Source organism: Myroides indicus (assembly GCF_004364575.1).
GTDB lineage: Bacteria > Bacteroidota > Bacteroidia > Flavobacteriales > Flavobacteriaceae > Flavobacterium > Flavobacterium indicum_A.
On record NZ_SOAG01000005.1, the window covers coordinates 1 to 16,240 of the forward strand.

The 16,240-nt window shown below is 30.8% G+C and carries 18 protein-coding genes; 10 read left to right on the forward strand and 8 right to left on the reverse strand.

Translation table 11 applies throughout. The features are described 5' to 3' along the window. The 3 genes from C8P70_RS02935 to C8P70_RS02945 form a co-directional block, all read left to right on the forward strand. On the forward strand, window positions 1–343 hold a 343-nt coding region (locus tag C8P70_RS02935; RefSeq protein ID WP_166666164.1), incomplete at its 5' end, for a transposase. Window positions 344–407: 64 nt separating this feature from the next. Then, window positions 408–1,226 carry a 5'-nucleotidase, lipoprotein e(P4) family gene (locus C8P70_RS02940; protein ID WP_133711849.1) on the forward strand — a complete coding sequence of 273 codons (819 nt, stop codon included), beginning with the start codon at window positions 408–410 and terminating at the stop codon, window positions 1,224–1,226. A 31-nt stretch (window positions 1,227–1,257) separates the two neighbouring features. Further along, the gene (locus C8P70_RS02945; RefSeq protein ID WP_133711850.1) at window positions 1,258–1,713 is read left to right on the forward strand and encodes a hypothetical protein; all 456 of its coding nucleotides are present in this window, start codon (window positions 1,258–1,260) and stop codon (window positions 1,711–1,713) included. A gap of 78 nt (window positions 1,714–1,791) precedes the next feature. Here C8P70_RS02945 and C8P70_RS02950 read toward each other — a convergent pair whose 3' ends face one another. From C8P70_RS02950 to C8P70_RS02960, 3 genes are all read right to left on the reverse strand, one after another. Continuing rightward, window positions 1,792–2,862, reverse strand: a complete 1,071-nt coding sequence (locus C8P70_RS02950; protein WP_133711851.1) for a hypothetical protein — start codon at window positions 2,860–2,862, stop codon at window positions 1,792–1,794. A 98-nt stretch (window positions 2,863–2,960) separates the two neighbouring features. After that, window positions 2,961–4,388: a multidrug transporter subunit MdtD gene (gene mdtD, locus C8P70_RS02955; protein WP_133711852.1), complete on the reverse strand. Its 1,428-nt coding sequence runs from the start codon at window positions 4,386–4,388 to the stop codon at window positions 2,961–2,963. Between the two features lie 133 nt (window positions 4,389–4,521). Further along, the gene (locus tag C8P70_RS02960; protein ID WP_133711853.1) at window positions 4,522–5,109 is read right to left on the reverse strand and encodes an anthranilate synthase component II; all 588 of its coding nucleotides are present in this window, start codon (window positions 5,107–5,109) and stop codon (window positions 4,522–4,524) included. Between the two features lie 38 nt (window positions 5,110–5,147). Here C8P70_RS02960 and C8P70_RS02965 point away from each other — a divergent pair, with 38 nt between their 5' ends. Then, window positions 5,148–6,122, forward strand: coding sequence for an aminodeoxychorismate synthase component I (locus tag C8P70_RS02965; RefSeq protein ID WP_133711854.1), 975 nt, complete (start codon window positions 5,148–5,150; stop codon window positions 6,120–6,122). A gap of 56 nt (window positions 6,123–6,178) precedes the next feature. Here the strand turns inward: C8P70_RS02965 and C8P70_RS02970 are convergent, their stop codons facing one another. After that, window positions 6,179–6,445, reverse strand: coding sequence for a TM2 domain-containing protein (locus tag C8P70_RS02970; RefSeq protein ID WP_133711855.1), 267 nt, complete (start codon window positions 6,443–6,445; stop codon window positions 6,179–6,181). 272 nt (window positions 6,446–6,717) lie between these two features. Between C8P70_RS02970 and C8P70_RS02975 the strand changes: the two genes are divergently transcribed. The 4 genes from C8P70_RS02975 to C8P70_RS02990 all read left to right on the forward strand — a co-directional run bounded on the left by C8P70_RS02975 (window position 6,718) and on the right by C8P70_RS02990 (window position 10,078). After that, a complete protein-coding gene (locus C8P70_RS02975) occupies window positions 6,718–7,845 on the forward strand; it encodes a TlpA disulfide reductase family protein (protein ID WP_133711856.1) in 1,128 nt (375 codons plus the stop codon). 107 nt (window positions 7,846–7,952) lie between these two features. After that, a complete protein-coding gene (locus C8P70_RS02980; RefSeq protein ID WP_133711857.1) occupies window positions 7,953–8,447 on the forward strand; it encodes an RNA polymerase sigma factor in 495 nt (164 codons plus the stop codon). Between the two features lie 10 nt (window positions 8,448–8,457). Further along, a complete protein-coding gene (locus tag C8P70_RS02985; protein ID WP_133711858.1) occupies window positions 8,458–9,090 on the forward strand; it encodes a hypothetical protein in 633 nt (210 codons plus the stop codon). A 46-nt stretch (window positions 9,091–9,136) separates the two neighbouring features. Further along, window positions 9,137–10,078 (forward strand): LysR family transcriptional regulator, encoded by a 942-nt coding sequence (locus tag C8P70_RS02990; protein ID WP_133711859.1) that lies wholly within the window; start codon window positions 9,137–9,139, stop codon window positions 10,076–10,078. A gap of 37 nt (window positions 10,079–10,115) precedes the next feature. Here the strand turns inward: C8P70_RS02990 and C8P70_RS02995 are convergent, their stop codons facing one another. The 4 genes from C8P70_RS02995 to C8P70_RS03010 form a co-directional block, all read right to left on the reverse strand. Next, window positions 10,116–10,835: a response regulator transcription factor gene (locus C8P70_RS02995; RefSeq protein ID WP_133711860.1), complete on the reverse strand. Its 720-nt coding sequence runs from the start codon at window positions 10,833–10,835 to the stop codon at window positions 10,116–10,118. Window positions 10,836–10,849: 14 nt separating this feature from the next. After that, the gene (locus C8P70_RS03000; protein WP_133711861.1) at window positions 10,850–12,436 is read right to left on the reverse strand and encodes a sensor histidine kinase; all 1,587 of its coding nucleotides are present in this window, start codon (window positions 12,434–12,436) and stop codon (window positions 10,850–10,852) included. Between the two features lie 61 nt (window positions 12,437–12,497). Then, the gene (coaE, locus tag C8P70_RS03005; protein ID WP_133711862.1) at window positions 12,498–13,094 is read right to left on the reverse strand and encodes a dephospho-CoA kinase; all 597 of its coding nucleotides are present in this window, start codon (window positions 13,092–13,094) and stop codon (window positions 12,498–12,500) included. 7 nt (window positions 13,095–13,101) lie between these two features. After that, window positions 13,102–14,097: a glycosyltransferase gene (locus C8P70_RS03010; protein ID WP_133711863.1), complete on the reverse strand. Its 996-nt coding sequence runs from the start codon at window positions 14,095–14,097 to the stop codon at window positions 13,102–13,104. A gap of 160 nt (window positions 14,098–14,257) precedes the next feature. On the opposite strand from C8P70_RS03010, the gene porX reads away from it, so the two are divergent. Next, window positions 14,258–15,811: a T9SS response regulator signal transducer PorX gene (gene porX, locus C8P70_RS03015; RefSeq protein WP_133711864.1), complete on the forward strand. Its 1,554-nt coding sequence runs from the start codon at window positions 14,258–14,260 to the stop codon at window positions 15,809–15,811. Between the two features lie 8 nt (window positions 15,812–15,819). Then, window positions 15,820–16,236 carry a tRNA (adenosine(37)-N6)-threonylcarbamoyltransferase complex ATPase subunit type 1 TsaE gene (tsaE, locus tag C8P70_RS03020; protein ID WP_133711865.1) on the forward strand — a complete coding sequence of 139 codons (417 nt, stop codon included), beginning with the start codon at window positions 15,820–15,822 and terminating at the stop codon, window positions 16,234–16,236. The last annotated feature ends 4 nt before the right edge of the window (window positions 16,237–16,240 follow it).

A 16,240-nucleotide genomic window follows, 5' to 3' on the forward strand; every position in this document is an offset into this window, starting at 1 on the left:
AAATAATATCTTTGGAAAACTATTCGGTGATAAGGGATATATTGGCGCTAAGCTTGCTGAATTACTGTTTCTAGATGGAATTGAATTAATTACTAGTATAAGAAATAATATGAAGAACTCCCTTATGAGTATGTCTGATAAAATACTACTTAGAAAAAGATCTGTAATTGAAACTGTTAACGATGAATTAAAAAATGTATGTCAGGTAGAACACTCTAGACATAGATCGCCTATTAATTTCTTTACTAACCTTATCGCTGGAATTATTGCATATCATTTCTTGCCTAAGAAACCTGCAATTAGATATGAGAAAGTAATAACTAATCAATTGGCCTTGTTATAATCGAACTCAGGTTTAAAATAAAAATCGTACTTTTGCAATCGGTTATTTAGAACAACTCAAAAATATGCTTAAAAAATCCATTTTTATTGCAGGTGCTTCTTTTATAGCATTAATTTCTTGCAAATCAAATCAGAATATTATTTCTGTTGAAAAAGGGAACAATTTAAATAATATTGAAGTAAACGGAAAACTATATGCTGCTGTTTTTCAACAAAATGCTGCAGAATTCCAAGCTTTATCCGCTCAGGCTTTCAATATTGCCACATTACAATTAAATAAAATTCTCGAAGAGCAGCACAATAAACCATTAGCTATTGTTTCTGATATTGACGAAACATTTCTAGATAACTCGCCCTATGCAGTAGAAATGGCGCATAAAGGAAAATCCTTTGATCAAGCATCATGGACAGAGTGGACTTCTAAAGGAGAGGCTCTTCCCTTTTTAGGCAGTCAGGAGTTTTTTAATTATGCTGCTTCTAAAGGAGTTGAAATTTTTTATATCACCAACAGAAACGAAGATGACAAAGCAGGAACACTAAAAAATCTGAAAAAGTACAACTACCCTTTTGCCGATGAAACTCACATTGTTGTTAGAACATCTGAGTCAAGCAAAGAAACCCGTAGGCAAAAATTGAGTGAAACTCATGAAATCGTATTACTTTTAGGAGATAATCTTTCGGATTTCTCCGCAGCTTTTGACCATAAAACAACACAAGAGCGAATGCAAAATGTAATAAAAAATAAACGTTTATTCGGTGAAAAATTCATTATTCTTCCAAATACAGGATATGGCGATTGGGAAGCTGCCTTATTTCAATATAAAAAAGATCTTACCACATCACAAAAAGATTCTATCTACAGAAACAGCGTAAAAGGATTCTAATATTTACAATAACAAAAATAAATACAAAATCATGAAAAAATTAATCGCTTCAGTATTATTTATTTCAGCAGCTATTGGTTTTACAAGCTGTTCAAGTGATGACAATACCCCTATAAGAAAAGAGGCTTCCTATGAAGGAACCTGGGTAACAGATAGTTTATTTTACAAAGCTGGAAACTTCGAAGGGAAACACCTTTTTAGTCAAATGCCTCCTGATGATACAAGACCCACTATTATAGAGGAAATTTTGACTTTAACTGAAAAAACAGCATCTCTTGTTGAAACCGAAAAATTAGAAAATGGATCAACTAAACAGCTAGAGAAAGTAAATGGCACAATCAACGAAGATCTTATAAAATTTAACGGAAAAGAATACCATACCGAAAGAATCATCGTCAGTTATTCTGATTCACGCCTAGAATTAAAATACAATATTACTATGAGAGGAGCCACATTACCTGTTACAGTAACGTATAAAAGAAAATAGCCAAAAACTCTTATAATTTAAAAATAAAAAGGCATTGATATTTTGAATCACATATCAATGCTTTTTTTATTATGATATTTAGCTATGTGCCAATTCTCTCTGCAAAACATAAATTTCATTATAATATTCTTTTCTGCTCTTACGAGGATGAAAAATAATTCCGATTTTATTATCTCCACTTGGACAGATGCTGGATATAGTTAAGTCATTATCATCAATATATAAAACTTCATTACTCAGCAAGTTTCTATATCCTTGTTTATTTTTATTATAAAAAAGTTCAAGCAATTCATCTTCTTTAATAACCAACCAACCATTTCCGAACTCTGTGGTAAACTGAACAGTACTTGTATTCTTATTAATTTGAACAGGAAACCATGTACCAAAAAACTCATCACCGATATCGTATAGCTTTCCATAAGAACAATTCCCCTTTAGATCAATTTCTACAATTCCAATTTCTCCATTTTCTTCTGTCAGCAAATAAGAATTAGATGTAAAAGATAGTGTTAAAGCTTCATGAACAAAAGGTAGATCAAAATTTAAAATTCTCTTTTTCAACTCTTTGCCTTCCTCATCTAACTGTCTGTGTAACCATCCTGATTCTACTTCAGTTATCAAGTGAATTTCATCCTGTCTAACACTAATTTTATTTCCTTTAGGAAAAGGAATTTTTTGTAAAACTTCACTTTGAGCTTTATCATTTTGAAAATTAATAGAAAATAAAACATCTTCCCTATTTTTATTCCAAATATCTACACCATAGAAAATAGAGTTAGACTTAACAATTCCTGCAAATCTTATACTATCCAGTTTTTCGTGATGTATAAGCTGTTCTTTTTTCAATGCATCATTCACAGAAAAAACACATAGTTGGTCACTTATTTCCTGTTGTAATAACACACAGTTTTCTTTTTTGGGGCTAATAAAAAGTATGGGAAGTTTATCATTACCCCCTATAATTTCTTTTATTTTTCCTCTATCATCTATAAATGTATATACCAATCTAGACGAAATAGATTCACCTTCATTTTCCAAAATATAATTTACCGATAAAACTCCCTTTTTACTCCAACAACTATCAACAGCATAAAGAGCAAAAGAAGTTCTAATCGTTGTAATTAACCCGAAAGGAGTAGTTTCATTCATAAATTATAGAATAAAGATCAGACAAAACAACAAATATAGAAAAAGAAAGACTTCATAAGGAAAAAGTAAAAATTAATTAAAAAACTTATCCAATTTCTTTATTTTTCTTCTCCCTTATAAACCCGCTTCCCTGACATATTTGCTCCTGCATTTTTATCCAGTTTGGTAAAAATAAAACTAGAAAACACTGTCAGCATTCCCATAACCAGAAAAGTATATCGGAATACCGATATATTATCACTACTTAAACCTATATTGCTATTTTTAAACAGTATTAAAAACATTGCTGAAATGGAAATCCCTAGACTAATTGCTAATTGCTGCGTAACTGATAATAAGCTATTACCATCACTAGACGTTTCATTGTCTAAATCAGCTAATGAAATAGTATTCATAGACGTAAATTGTACCGCATTAAAAGCTCCGTTCCCTATCATTAACAAAATAACAACCCAATAGGGAGTATTTTTACTGATAAAGAAAAACATTGAAATTAGCATTCCAGTCAATATAGTATTAAATACCAACGTATTACGATAACCGAAACGCTTTACGATCGGCACTACAAAACTGCGAGAAATAAGATTAGAAAAAGCTTGAGGTATCATCATTAATCCGGCATAAAAAGCAGAGTATCCATATCCTACCTGCAATAAAAGAGGTACCATGAGGGGCATACCTCCTACTCCAAACCGCGTAATAAGATTACCTATTAATCCGATTCTTAAAGTCGTAATTTTTAATAAGTTTAATTTTATAAGCGGATTCGGCTTTTTTCTAGCATAGATTATATATGAAAATATAAGTATTAAAGATAAAATTAATAACAAAACAAGTTGAAACAAAGAAATACGAGGAGAGTTCCATCGTTCAATAACCAATGTTATAGCGGTCAATCCACCGCTAAAAAGTATCCACCCCAATAAATCGAACTTGCCAACCTTATTAGTAAAGTTGGGAATCACAGAGCGAGCCATCATGACGGCTATAATACCCACTGGTATGTTAATTAAAAAAATCCAGTGCCAAGAAAATTTTTCCACTAAGAATCCCCCTGCCGTGGGTCCTAGCATAGGTCCTATCAATGCAGGTATGGTAATAAAGTTAATTACTTTAAGTAGTTTTTCTTTTGGATAAGCATAAATCAATGTCAATCTGGCTACAGGCACCATCATAGAACCTCCAATAGCTTGGAATATACGTGCACAAATTAATTCACTTAGCGTATCAGAAAGCGAACAAAACAGCGAACCTAATGTAAAAATAGTTACTGCCAGAATAAAAATCCTTTTAGTTCCGTATTTATCTGCCAACCATCCGCTTAGAGGAATTAAGAGAGCTACCGTTAAAGTATAAGAAACAATAATACTTTGAATTTCTAAAGGCGACTCACCCAAACTCTTTGCTATAGAAGGTAATCCTGTATTTAAGATTGTTCCATCTAGCGCCTGCATGAAAATAGCTAAAGCACCTAACCAAGGTAAATATTTTTGAATTTTAGGATCTCGAATTACGCCTGCTTTCATTGCGTTTCTTTTTATTTCCGTCTTTAAACTATTCAACAATTAGCTGAAATTCCGAAACACGACAAAGATAAAACAATATAAAATGTCACTAAAATCAAACCTGTTTTTGAATCGTTAATATTATACCAAAAAATTAAAGCTGTAGCTCAATCCAATTGGCTACTATTTTTTTACCTTCCGCTGTCATATATGACTCCGGATGAAACTGAATTCCTCTTACATTGTAGGTTCGATGGCGAAGAGCCATAATAATACCGCTTTTAGTACATGCTGTAACCTCCATATCTTTTGGTAGATTTTCTCTTTTTACAGCCCATGAATGATATAGCCCCACCTGAATATACGACGAAAGAGAATGAAAAAGCAATTCAGTATTATCTATCTCAATTTCAAATCGTTGTCCATGATAAACTCTACGTAGATTTATTAGCTCCGCCCCAAAAAACTCAGCTATTGCCTGATGTCCTAAACAAACTCCCAATATCGGTGTAGTATGTTTATATCTTGAAATAATTTCCGACAGCACAGGATATTTTTCCGGCACATCCGGTCCTGGAGAAAGTACGATTCCATGGTATTTTTTCAGTTCATTTAAATCTGCCGCATCATTTGGTACAACTTCTACCACACAATGGGGATGTTCGTCGAAAATCTGATAAAGATTATAAGTAAAAGAGTCGTGATTATCTATAATAACTATTTTCTTCTGCTGTTTGCTCATAAACAATTTTGTATTTTTGTTTTCAAATAGTTGTTAAAATGGGACTCAAAGATACGATTATCTCAACAATGAATGAACTTGGTCAAAAGAGAAAACCTTTTTTATTTATCGTTGATTTTAAAGGAGAAAACGCAATTATCAAACCTTTAGATAATTTAAATAATAATGAGATATCTTTCTGTTTTAACGGAGTAAGCAATACCAAAGATACGCTAAACATCTCTAATTTTAATATTGATTGCAACGTTTTTCCAATCTCATTTGAACAATACAAATCGCAATTTGATAAAGTTTATCAACAAATAGAGCGAGGTAACACCTATTTACTCAATCTGACCTTAAAAACTCCGATTAAATTGACTGCTAGTCTACAAGATGTCTACTATACTTCAAAAGCAAAATACAAACTATATATAAAAGATAAGTTTGTTTGTTTTTCACCGGAAATTTTTGTCCAAATAAAAAATAATACCATTTTATCCTTTCCCATGAAAGGAACTATAAATGCCAACCTCCCTAATGCTGAACAAACTCTTTTAAACGATTCCAAAGAAATTGCAGAACACTACACTATTGTTGATCTTATTAGAAATGACTTGAATATAGTTGCTAAAAAAGTAAAAGTGGATCGATTTCGATATGTAGATAAAATAGAAAGTGCCAAAGGTGCTATTTTTCAGACAAGTTCACAGATTAGTGGTAAACTATCTGCAAACTGGCACAATCATATAGGTGATATTTTTTCAAAACTTTTACCTGCCGGATCCGTAACTGGTTCACCTAAAGAAAGTACAGTTAATATTATTGAAAATACAGAAACCTATCATCGAAAATACTATACAGGCATTGGAGGAATTTATGACGGAAGTTCTATAGATAGCGCAGTACTAATCCGCTTTATTGAAAAAGAAAATGACAACTATTTTTATAAAAGCGGTGGTGGAATAACTTTTTCCAGTGATGTCAAAAAAGAATATGAAGAGCTTTTGCAAAAAATATACATTCCTTATTAATCGTATTTATTAAAAAAGTTGCTTTAAAAGCAACTTTTTTAATCTTTAAACTTCTTCTAAAACCAAGGTCGTTTATTTACCTGATATGTCTGATAAAAATCTTCGTCTGATTTTGTCAGATAAATAATACCCTCAATAAATCCTATTATTCCTAATGCCCCGCATGTTACAAGAGAAATTACAAGCTGAATTATTCCTTCTTTAGTATATCCCAAATAAAACTTGTGTATTCCAAATGTTCCCAAAAGAATACCCAGTATTCCCGCTACTACTTTTTTGTTGTCTTGGATCGGCTGTGCGTCCTTTGATGTTACTTGTTCCATTACCTTAACTTTTTTAGCAAATTTATACAGTTTATTTTAATATCAAAATAGGATTCATTTTTTTAATGAAAAAAAACAAAATGATAATTTATAGTTAATAATTAATCTATAAAGAATGACTTTTTTCAATAAAAACCTCTCCATTTTCATTTATTTTTTAAATATAAACTTTCATTTCTTCTTCATTTTTCAATAATATCTTTCTCATAACAAATAATAAGGATAGTATAAATTATTATATTTACACGTTTCTTTTTAAAAATTATAATTTTATGAAATACATATTTATATTTTTTTCTGCATTATTTTCAATAACCTTTTTGACAGCACAAAACCGTTCTGATTTTAATATTAATGGCACGGTGAAAAATATTGATAATCATCAAATCGTATATCTGCGAACACTAAAAGCTGACCAAAATATTTTTGTAAATATAGATTCTGTCAAAATAGAAAACGGACAGTTTGAATTTCAAGGCAATATTGAAAACATCTCTTATGCTTCATTTTATATTGGAAAGGATAAATATCCTTTCTTCCTAGAAAAAGGAAATATAAAAGCTAATCTTGAAAAAACAAATCAGGAAGAGCACGAAGTAAAAACTTCTGTCACGGGAACAAAAACCAATGATGAATTTAACGCATTTTCGCAAAAACTATATAAATTGCAAAGCGAAACTTCTCAGTATCGAGACAAAAATCAAGATGAGCTGACTAATGCTATTCTCAATCAGGATCAAAAAAAATTAGAACAATTTTCAGAGGAATTCAGTAAATATGTAAATAAAATATCTACTGTTATAGACCAACAATTAGCAAATAATCCTAATTCTTATACTTCATTAGTTATTCTATACCAAAAAATAGAAAGCAACCTGATTAGCAAAAGCAATGCAGATGCTTTGTTTTCAAAAGTCAAACCAAGTTTAAAAAACTCTAATATTGGTATGACTATTTCTAAACTTATAGATGAAATGGAATTAACTAAAGTACGCGTTGGTGATATAGCACCCGATTTCTCCGGAAAAAATCCACAAGGCAAAACAATTACTTTAAACAACAATTTAGGTAAAGTTACAATTGTTCATTTTTGGGCTCCATGGTGTCCCGCATGTAGAGCAAAAATACATTTTTTACAGGAAGCCTATTTAAATTTCAAGCAAAAAGGACTAAATATTATTAGTATCTGCGTAGGAGAAGATGGAGAAGAATGGCGAAGTGAAATTAAAGAGTATCAACTAGATTGGTTCCATATTTCTGATCTGGCACCTATTCAGGATTTATATGGGATACAAACAATTCCTACTTTATTTATTTTAGACAAAAACGGCAAAGTTTTGGAAATTAATAATATAAACAAAGATTTATATAATACTGTTCAAAAACACCTAAACAACTAGAGCACTATATACCAATTAATTATTCAAAAATCATAACTTTATTATTCTCTAATCATATTTTTTGAGGTAATTCTGTAACAATTTTTGATTACAGACGACATATAGACATGAACAAATCATTAGAGCAAGATTTTATACAACTGCTGGATAAAAATCAAAATCTTATCCATAAAGTTTGTCGGCTGTATACATCAGATGATTTTTCTCACAAGGATTTGTTTCAGGAAATTTCTATTCAACTTTGGAACGCTTTTCCAAAATTTCGGGGTGATTCCAAATTTACAACGTGGGCATACAGAGTTGCCTTAAATACGGCTATTTCACTTTACCGGAAAAAGGATAAAAGTGTCAATACTATCGTTTTTGATAATACTATTCACAAGTTTGAATACAGTGATTACAATTACGAAGAAGAAGAGCAGTTAAAGTTAATGTACAAAGCTGTACACCAGCTTAATGACATTGAAAAAGCTTTGGTTTTCATGTATTTGGAGGATAAAAATTATGAGGAAATCTCCGAAACATTAGGAATCAGTGAAATTAATGCCAGAGTAAAAATGAATAGAATAAAGTCTAAACTAAAAAAGATCTTAAATCCATAGGAAAGTATATATGAAGGAGCTTGATTTATTAAAAAAGCATTGGAATGAAACCAAGGATTTTCCAAAAGTTTCTACTGCAGAAATTGAGAAGATGATTCACAAAAAATCATCATCTATTGTTATGTGGATTCTTTTTATCAGTATTTTAGAATTTTTATGTCTAAATCTCGTGAGTTATTTTTTTCTGGACGATGACGGCATCAATGTAAATGTTAGTGTAAACAGACCTGAAAGCAATTCATCTTTCGCATTCATGATTGAAAATATTGATTATATTTCCGGTACAATTTCTCTTTTCTTTATTGTGCTTTTCTACTTTAACTACAGAAAAATACACGTTGCTTCATCTACTAAAATGTTAATGAAACAAATAATAAAAACAAGAAAAACAGTAAATTATTATATCTACACTAATATTGTAATGATCTTAATTTGCTTCATCATTGCTACAGTAAATATTTTTCAAAGCAATGAAAACCAGCAATTCTCTACAGAAAACTATATTATTGCTATTAGCGTTTTATCTATTGTATGTCTGTTATTTTTAGGAGTTGTTTGGCTATACTATAAACTAGTGTACGGGATATTGATTAAGCGACTGATGAAAAATCACAAAGAACTTGAAAAAATAGATTTGGAATAATATTAATTACTTATCTTGCAGTTACATCTTTTTTAAGAAACGGACAATGACTATTACACAGTTAATATATGTTTTAGCAGTTGCTGAGCATAAAAATTTCACACTTGCCGCAGAAAAAACTTTTGTAACCCAACCCACACTTAGTATGCAGATACAAAAGTTGGAAGAGGAATTAGATGTTTTGATTTTTGATCGTTCTACCAAACCTATTCAGCCTACGGCAATCGGTACAATTATTATTAAGCAGGCTCAAAAAATAGTAAATGAATCAGACCGAATAAAAGATTTAATAGACCAGGAAAAAGGCTTTATAGGCGGTGAATTCAGGTTGGGAATCATTCCTACCGTTACGCCTACTTTATTACCCATGTTTTTAAAATCATTTTTAAAAAAGCACAGTGAAGTAGAACTGATTATTGAAGAATATACTACCGAAGAAATTATATCGAGATTAAGAAATGGCTATTTAGACGCAGGAATTGCAGCTACACCACTGGAAGAAAAAGATATTTTTGAAAAGGTACTTTTTTATGAGCCTTTTGTAGGCTACATTCCTCCTCAATTCAGAAGCGGATTTGACAAAGAAATTACTGCCGATCAATTAGATTTACAAAAACTGTTATTATTACAAGACGGACACTGCTTTCGAGATGGAATCATAAATATTTGTAATAATAAAAACATGTTAGAAAACAGGAAGTTTAAATTGGAAAGCGGAAGTTTTGAAACCCTCATCCAACTTTCTAAGGAAGGGTTTGGCTATACCTTACTTCCTTATTTGCATACTTTAATTTTAAATCGCGAAGATCAAAGCAATTTAATTCAGTTTAAAGACCCCAAGCCCGCTCGTGAAATCAGTCTAATATACGCTAAAAACGAATTAAAAATTCAAATTATAAATGCATTATACGACTCTATTTTGGGCATTATACGCGGAGCAATCGCTTTTCAGGATGTAAAAATCATAAGTCCGAAAAAAAGAAAATAATAAGGGAGTCCTAAAAGCACTCCCTTATTCTGTTTTATTACTCTTCATCTTCACCTTTAATGACAAGTCTGAATCCTTCTCCGTGAATATTTAAAATTTCAACTGATTCATCTCTTTTCAGATATTTTCTCAGTTTAGCAATATAAACATCCATGCTACGAGAAGTGAAATAATTATCATCTCTCCAGATTTTAGTCAGAGCAACTTCACGCGGCATTAAATCGTTTTCATAAATTGCCAATATTTTTAATAGTTCATTTTCTTTCGGAGATAATTTGATCGGCTCCTCATTTTCATAAGTTAAAAATCTCAATTTAGAATTCAAATGAAATTTTCCGATCTGAAATTCAAATTTTGTATTATCTGTTTTTATCTCTGACGATTTTCTATGAATAATCGCTTTGATTTTCATCAATAAAACTTCTGAATCAAAAGGCTTATTTAAGTAATCGTCCGCACCGACCTTATATCCTTTTAACACATCTTCTTTCATTGATTTTGCAGTTAAGAAGATAATAGGAATTTCTTTATTCTTTTCTCTAATTTCTTTTGCCAATGTAAATCCGTCTTTATAAGGCATCATTACATCCAAGATACAAAGGTCAAAGGTGTCTCGTTTAAATTTTTCAAAACCTTCCATCCCGTTTTTAGCCAAAGTGACATCAAAGTCATTAATTGCTAAATAATCTTTCAAAATCGCTCCAAAATTTGGATCGTCTTCTACTAATAAAATCTTTTTGTTGTTTGTTGTTTCCATATATATATTATTGCTTAATTTATTAATGGTATTTTTATAATAAAGGTACTTCCTTTCCCTTTTTCGCTTTCGACATACACCTGTCCATTATGGTCTTCTACTATTTGCTGTACATAAGCCAAACCTAATCCATGTCCTTTTACATCGTGTAAATCTCCTGTGTGTTCGCGATAGAATTTATCAAAAATCCTCTTTTGGGCATTTTTACTCATACCTACTCCTTGATCTTCAATTTTTATCAGTATATAATCTTTTACATTTTCTGTGTATACATTGATAACCGGACTGTTTTTTGAATACTTAATAGCATTATCTAAAATATTCACTATAACGCTGGTAAAATGAAAATCATTTCCTAATATATCGTATCGTTTAGCATCCAGATGAAGATTTATTTCTCCTCCTTTATCCTGAATAATTAAACTGACGTGATCTACGGCAGACTCAATTGTTTCGTGCACATCCATTGTCGATTTTTCAACATCTAATTCTCTTTTTTCTAACTTGGATATTCTCAACACATTTTCTACTTGTGCATGCATTCTCTTGTTTTCGTCTCGTATCATTTGAAGATAGCGATTGACTTTCTCAGCATCTCCAATTACTTTTGGATTTCTAATTGCATCTAAAGCTAAATTAATTGTTGCAATCGGCGTTTTAAATTCATGCGTCATATTGTTGATAAAATCTGTCTTAATTTCAGAAATCTGTTTTTGTTTTATCAACTGATTAATAGCATTTAAATATGCTGCTATAATCACAATGGTGAATAATACGGATAAAAGCGTAATTCCAATTAAAGAAGAAAACAAATACTTCGTTTTTTCAGGAAAAGTAACGTATAAATGATATTTACTTTTTCCTTCATTATCCGCCAATAACGGTACTCCATAGGATGAACCTTCTTCATATACAAAATCTTCCGATTTAACTTTAGTTGACAGTCCTTTGTTGTAAATACCATATTCAAAATGAGCATTTACTCCAGATTGCTTTAATTCTTTCTCTAGAAGCTCTTTCAGTTTAGCCTTAGAAATACGTTCATCTATGCTTCTCAAAGCAACAATATCTTTAAAATAAATTTCAAATTGTGCTTTATCAAGTACATCTAAGTTCTCTGATTTTTCTATTACCTCATCCGGATAGTTTTGCTGTAATCCGCTATTTCTGTCAAAACTATTTCCTTTGTAGATTTCAGTCTTTCTTTTCGAAACAAGGTTTTTCACCCTTAAACTGTCATCTGCTTTATTATCAAAGAGCGAACTTTTTAAATTATAATCTTCTAATATTAATGTGTTAGAATAAATAATCTGCTCATTGGTTGAAGGATTTCTCTCAGCAATAAAATATTGTTTTAATTCTACCTGTTTAGGTGGTGTCCCTATACTATCCTTAAGCTGATTATACTTTTTATAAAAGTCTGTGGCTTCATTTTGTTGAATAATACTAGCAACATTACCAATAACTTGTTGAACATGATATTTGAATTGCTCCTCATTGTTTTTATAGGAACTAATAATCCAATATAATTGCACAATGATAATTCCTATCAAAGAAAAGCTCATTACGCCAACCAATAGTCGAAAACGTATTTTATTCATAACCATTCAAATTTAACATTAAAAAGGCACCTACACAAGATGATAACATAAAATTAACAGACTAAATTGAATTATTTCTCAAATTAATATCCTCAATAATATTTTTAATCTCTTTTTTTACTAATTCTTTATCAACATTAATAATTACCCAATCACAAAAAGGTATTTTATCTTCGTCTTTGAGCTGATTCCTTATAATATCCCTAATACTTTCTGCTGTTACTCCGTCTCTTTTTACAACTCTTTTAACTCTAATTTCTTCTGGAGCTGTAACCAAAATGATATAATCACAAGTTTTATATAATTTTTGCTCAAAAAGCAAAGCACTTTCCTTTATCACGAAAGAATATTTTTGATGAAGATCTACCCATTGTTTAAAATCTTTTTTAACTGCCGGATGAACAATAGCGTTCAATTTTTCCAACAAATGACTTTCTTTAAAAACGATTTCTCTTATCCTTTTTCTGTTTAATTTCCCTTCTTTTTGTACATTTTCGTCAAATATTTCTTGTATTTTCTGTATAACTTCCGGCTTATCCATTATGATTTTTGCTCTTTCATCTGAAATGTAAACGGGAATTCCCTCCTCTTTGAAAAAATTAGCAACCATTGTTTTTCCGCTTCCTATTCCTCCTGTCAATCCTACTATCTTTGTCATCTCTTATTTATTTAAAAAACATTTCTGGCATTCCTTCTTCTGGTGTTTTTTGCAGTACATTCAATACAAAATTGGATTTAGCAAACCCAATACCGTACCCGAAAAACTGTACTAATACAGCTATTATCGACAAAAAACCAATCAACAGACTTTTTTCTTGCTTTATCGCAAGTACAAAAATTATAAAAAAATAGATAAAATATCCTGTAATAAAATAAAGATTTCCAAAAAAAATAAAGAGTGTACTTACTAACAAGCCTGCAGTAAAGATTAATGGGAACCAATAAGTAATTTTTGAATAGGCAGGATATCTTTGGTTTAAAATTGGTCTTGCTTTTCCAAACTTTCTAACTTGCCTATAAAATTTACCCCAATCTATTCTTCTTTTGTGATAAACAAACGCATTGGGAAACAATTCTGTTTCAAATCCCAGATTCCATAATCGGATAGTCAGATCGGGATCTTCGCCCGGATGGATTTTTCCGAATCCTCCAGATCGAATAAAAGCTTCTGCTGATATTCCCATATTAAAACTTCGAGGCTGAAACTTCCCTATTCTTTCAGAACTACCTCGAATTCCACCTGTAGTCAAAAAAGAAGTCATCGAAAAATTAATTGCTTTCTGAATATTAGAAAAGCTCTCTAATGCTTTATCTGGACCGCCAAAACAATGAACAAAGTCTTCTGCCAGATAATAATCTACCGTGCTTAAATATTGAGGTGGCAATATACAATCAGAATCTAAAATAATAAAGTAGTTCCCTCGTGCCTTTTTCATCCCATAATTTCTTGAATCCCCGGGACCGGAATTGCTTTTATAGAAATAAGATATAGTCAGCCTATCGTCATATTTCTTTACAATATTACGAGAATCAATTAAAGATCCATCCTCTACGATTACAATTTCAAATTCCTTCTCGTAAGTTTGCAAAACTAAACTCTGCAAAAGTTCATCTATTTCATCTGGTCTATTGTAAACAGGTATGATAAAAGAATAAAACATTTATATTTTTTTATTAAACTAATAACAAAAATATCGCTAAGTATTGTAAAACAAAAATTGATTATTATATTTATCAATACTTTTTTAAAAGTTTGTTTGTTTTCGTAAATTTATTTGCGAAAGCCAAACTGAAGTTGTTATTAATTTTATAAAACAAACTATGAGTACAATCAATATACTATGGGTGGATGATGAAGTGGATTTATTAAAACCTCATATTCTATTTTTGGAGAAAAAAAATTACGAAGTAAGTACGTGTACCAACGGCGCAGATGCTATTGATCTATTTAAAGAAAAAGATTTTGATATTGTCTTTTTAGACGAAAATATGCCCGGATTATCAGGTTTAGAAACTTTAAACGAAATTAAAGCCATAAAAAATAATATTCCGGTTATTATGATAACCAAAAGTGAGGAAGAATATATTATGGAAGAGGCTATCGGAGCCAAAATCTCAGATTATTTAATAAAGCCGGTTAATCCCAATCAAATCTTACTCAGCTTAAAGAAAAACTTAGATGATTCTCGCTTAATTTCAGAAAAATCCTCTTTGAGTTACCAACGCGAGTTTAGAAACATTTCGCTGGATTTGATGAATGTCAATTCATATGAAGATTGGACATCACTTTATCGAAAACTATTGTATTGGGAAAGTAAACTAGAGGATATAGAAGATCAAAACCTGCTCAATATATTGGAAGGACAAAGAGATGAAGCTAATTCTTTATTTGGAAAGTACATAGAAAAAAACTATGAATACTGGATTAATAATCCGGAAGACAGTCCTGTTTTATCCCATCAGATTTTTCGAAAATGGGTTGCTCCGGAATTAAGTAAAGAAGACAGCAAAGTATTATTTATCGTTATTGACAACTTACGATATGATCAATGGCGAGCTTTTGAACCGATTGTAGCCAATCATTATAAAACAGAAAGCGAAAACAGTTTTTTTTCTATCTTGCCAACAGCTACCCAATATGCGCGAAATGCCATTTTTTCGGGCTTAACTCCTTTGCAAATGGAGAGTCAGCATCCTGATTATTGGAAAAACGATGTAGATGAAGGTGGAAAAAATATGTTTGAAAATGAATTTTTACAAGCGCAATTAAGACGATTAAGGCTTAATATTTCAAATGAATATTTTAAAATTACCGGACAGCGCGACGGAAAAAAATTAGTTGATAATTTTAATTCACTTAAAAATAATAAATTAATTTCGATTGTCTACAATTTTGTAGATATGATTTCTCATGCGAAAACTGAAATGGAAGTGATAAAAGAGCTTGCTTCTAACGATAAAGCGTATCGTTCACTTACTGTGAGTTGGTTTAAGAACTCGCCTTTATTAGAAATCATCCAGCAAGCGCAACAAGCAGGTTACAAATTAATAATTACAACCGATCACGGAACCATTAACTGCAAAACTCCTTCAAAGGTTATAGGTGATAAAAACACAAGCCTGAATCTAAGATATAAAACTGGTAAAAGCCTTACTTTTGAGCACAAAGACGTCTATTATGTAAAAGATCCTAAAAAGATACAATTGCCTGCAATAAACCTTAGCAGCTCGTTTATTTTTGCAAAAAATGATAATTTTCTAGCCTATCAGAACAATTATAACTATTATGTGTCCTATTTTAAAAACACCTATCAGCACGGTGGTATATCTCTGGAAGAAATGATTGTTCCATTTATAATTTTAAACCCAAGATAAAAATCACAATGGAAATCATCTTTTCATTAGAAGAAATTCAGGAAGTTTCAAAAGAAGTATTGACCTATATTCAACATAAAATAGTTATCTTTAATGCTCCGATGGGAGCTGGAAAAACCACCTTAATCAAGGCAATAGCAAAAGAATTAGGTGTTTTAGATATGACCAACAGTCCTACTTTTTCTATTGTAAACGAATATAGATCCAAGCTAACTGGAAATAAAATATATCATTTAGATTTATATCGTTTAAACAATGAAGAGGAAGCATATGATATGGGAATGGATGAATACTTATATTCGGGAGAATGGTGTTTTATCGAATGGCCTGATAAAACCCCTACTTTAATTCCAGAGCAACACGCTTTAATTGAACTGGAAATATTATCTGATGACAGACGAAAATTAATTTTGATTAATAATTAAAAAA

Bases quoted from the DNA above. Each gene is read 5' to 3' on its own strand.
- C8P70_RS02940 (WP_133711849.1), top strand. From the start codon at position 408: ATGCTTAAAAAATCCATTTTTATTGCAGGTGCTTCTTTTATAGCATTA.
- C8P70_RS02945 (WP_133711850.1), top strand. From the start codon at position 1,258: ATGAAAAAATTAATCGCTTCAGTATTATTTATTTCAGCAGCTATTGGT.
- C8P70_RS02950 (WP_133711851.1), bottom strand. From the start codon at position 2,862: ATGAATGAAACTACTCCTTTCGGGTTAATTACAACGATTAGAACTTCT.
- mdtD (WP_133711852.1), bottom strand. From the start codon at position 4,388: ATGAAAGCAGGCGTAATTCGAGATCCTAAAATTCAAAAATATTTACCT.
- C8P70_RS02960 (WP_133711853.1), bottom strand. From the start codon at position 5,109: ATGAGCAAACAGCAGAAGAAAATAGTTATTATAGATAATCACGACTCT.
- C8P70_RS02965 (WP_133711854.1), top strand. From the start codon at position 5,148: ATGGGACTCAAAGATACGATTATCTCAACAATGAATGAACTTGGTCAA.
- C8P70_RS02970 (WP_133711855.1), bottom strand. From the start codon at position 6,445: ATGGAACAAGTAACATCAAAGGACGCACAGCCGATCCAAGACAACAAA.
- C8P70_RS02975 (WP_133711856.1), top strand. From the start codon at position 6,718: ATGAAATACATATTTATATTTTTTTCTGCATTATTTTCAATAACCTTT.
- C8P70_RS02980 (WP_133711857.1), top strand. From the start codon at position 7,953: ATGAACAAATCATTAGAGCAAGATTTTATACAACTGCTGGATAAAAAT.
- C8P70_RS02985 (WP_133711858.1), top strand. From the start codon at position 8,458: ATGAAGGAGCTTGATTTATTAAAAAAGCATTGGAATGAAACCAAGGAT.
- C8P70_RS02990 (WP_133711859.1), top strand. From the start codon at position 9,137: ATGACTATTACACAGTTAATATATGTTTTAGCAGTTGCTGAGCATAAA.
- C8P70_RS02995 (WP_133711860.1), bottom strand. From the start codon at position 10,835: ATGGAAACAACAAACAACAAAAAGATTTTATTAGTAGAAGACGATCCA.
- C8P70_RS03000 (WP_133711861.1), bottom strand. From the start codon at position 12,436: ATGAATAAAATACGTTTTCGACTATTGGTTGGCGTAATGAGCTTTTCT.
- coaE (WP_133711862.1), bottom strand. From the start codon at position 13,094: ATGACAAAGATAGTAGGATTGACAGGAGGAATAGGAAGCGGAAAAACA.
- C8P70_RS03010 (WP_133711863.1), bottom strand. From the start codon at position 14,097: ATGTTTTATTCTTTTATCATACCTGTTTACAATAGACCAGATGAAATA.
- porX (WP_133711864.1), top strand. From the start codon at position 14,258: ATGAGTACAATCAATATACTATGGGTGGATGATGAAGTGGATTTATTA.
- tsaE (WP_133711865.1), top strand. From the start codon at position 15,820: ATGGAAATCATCTTTTCATTAGAAGAAATTCAGGAAGTTTCAAAAGAA.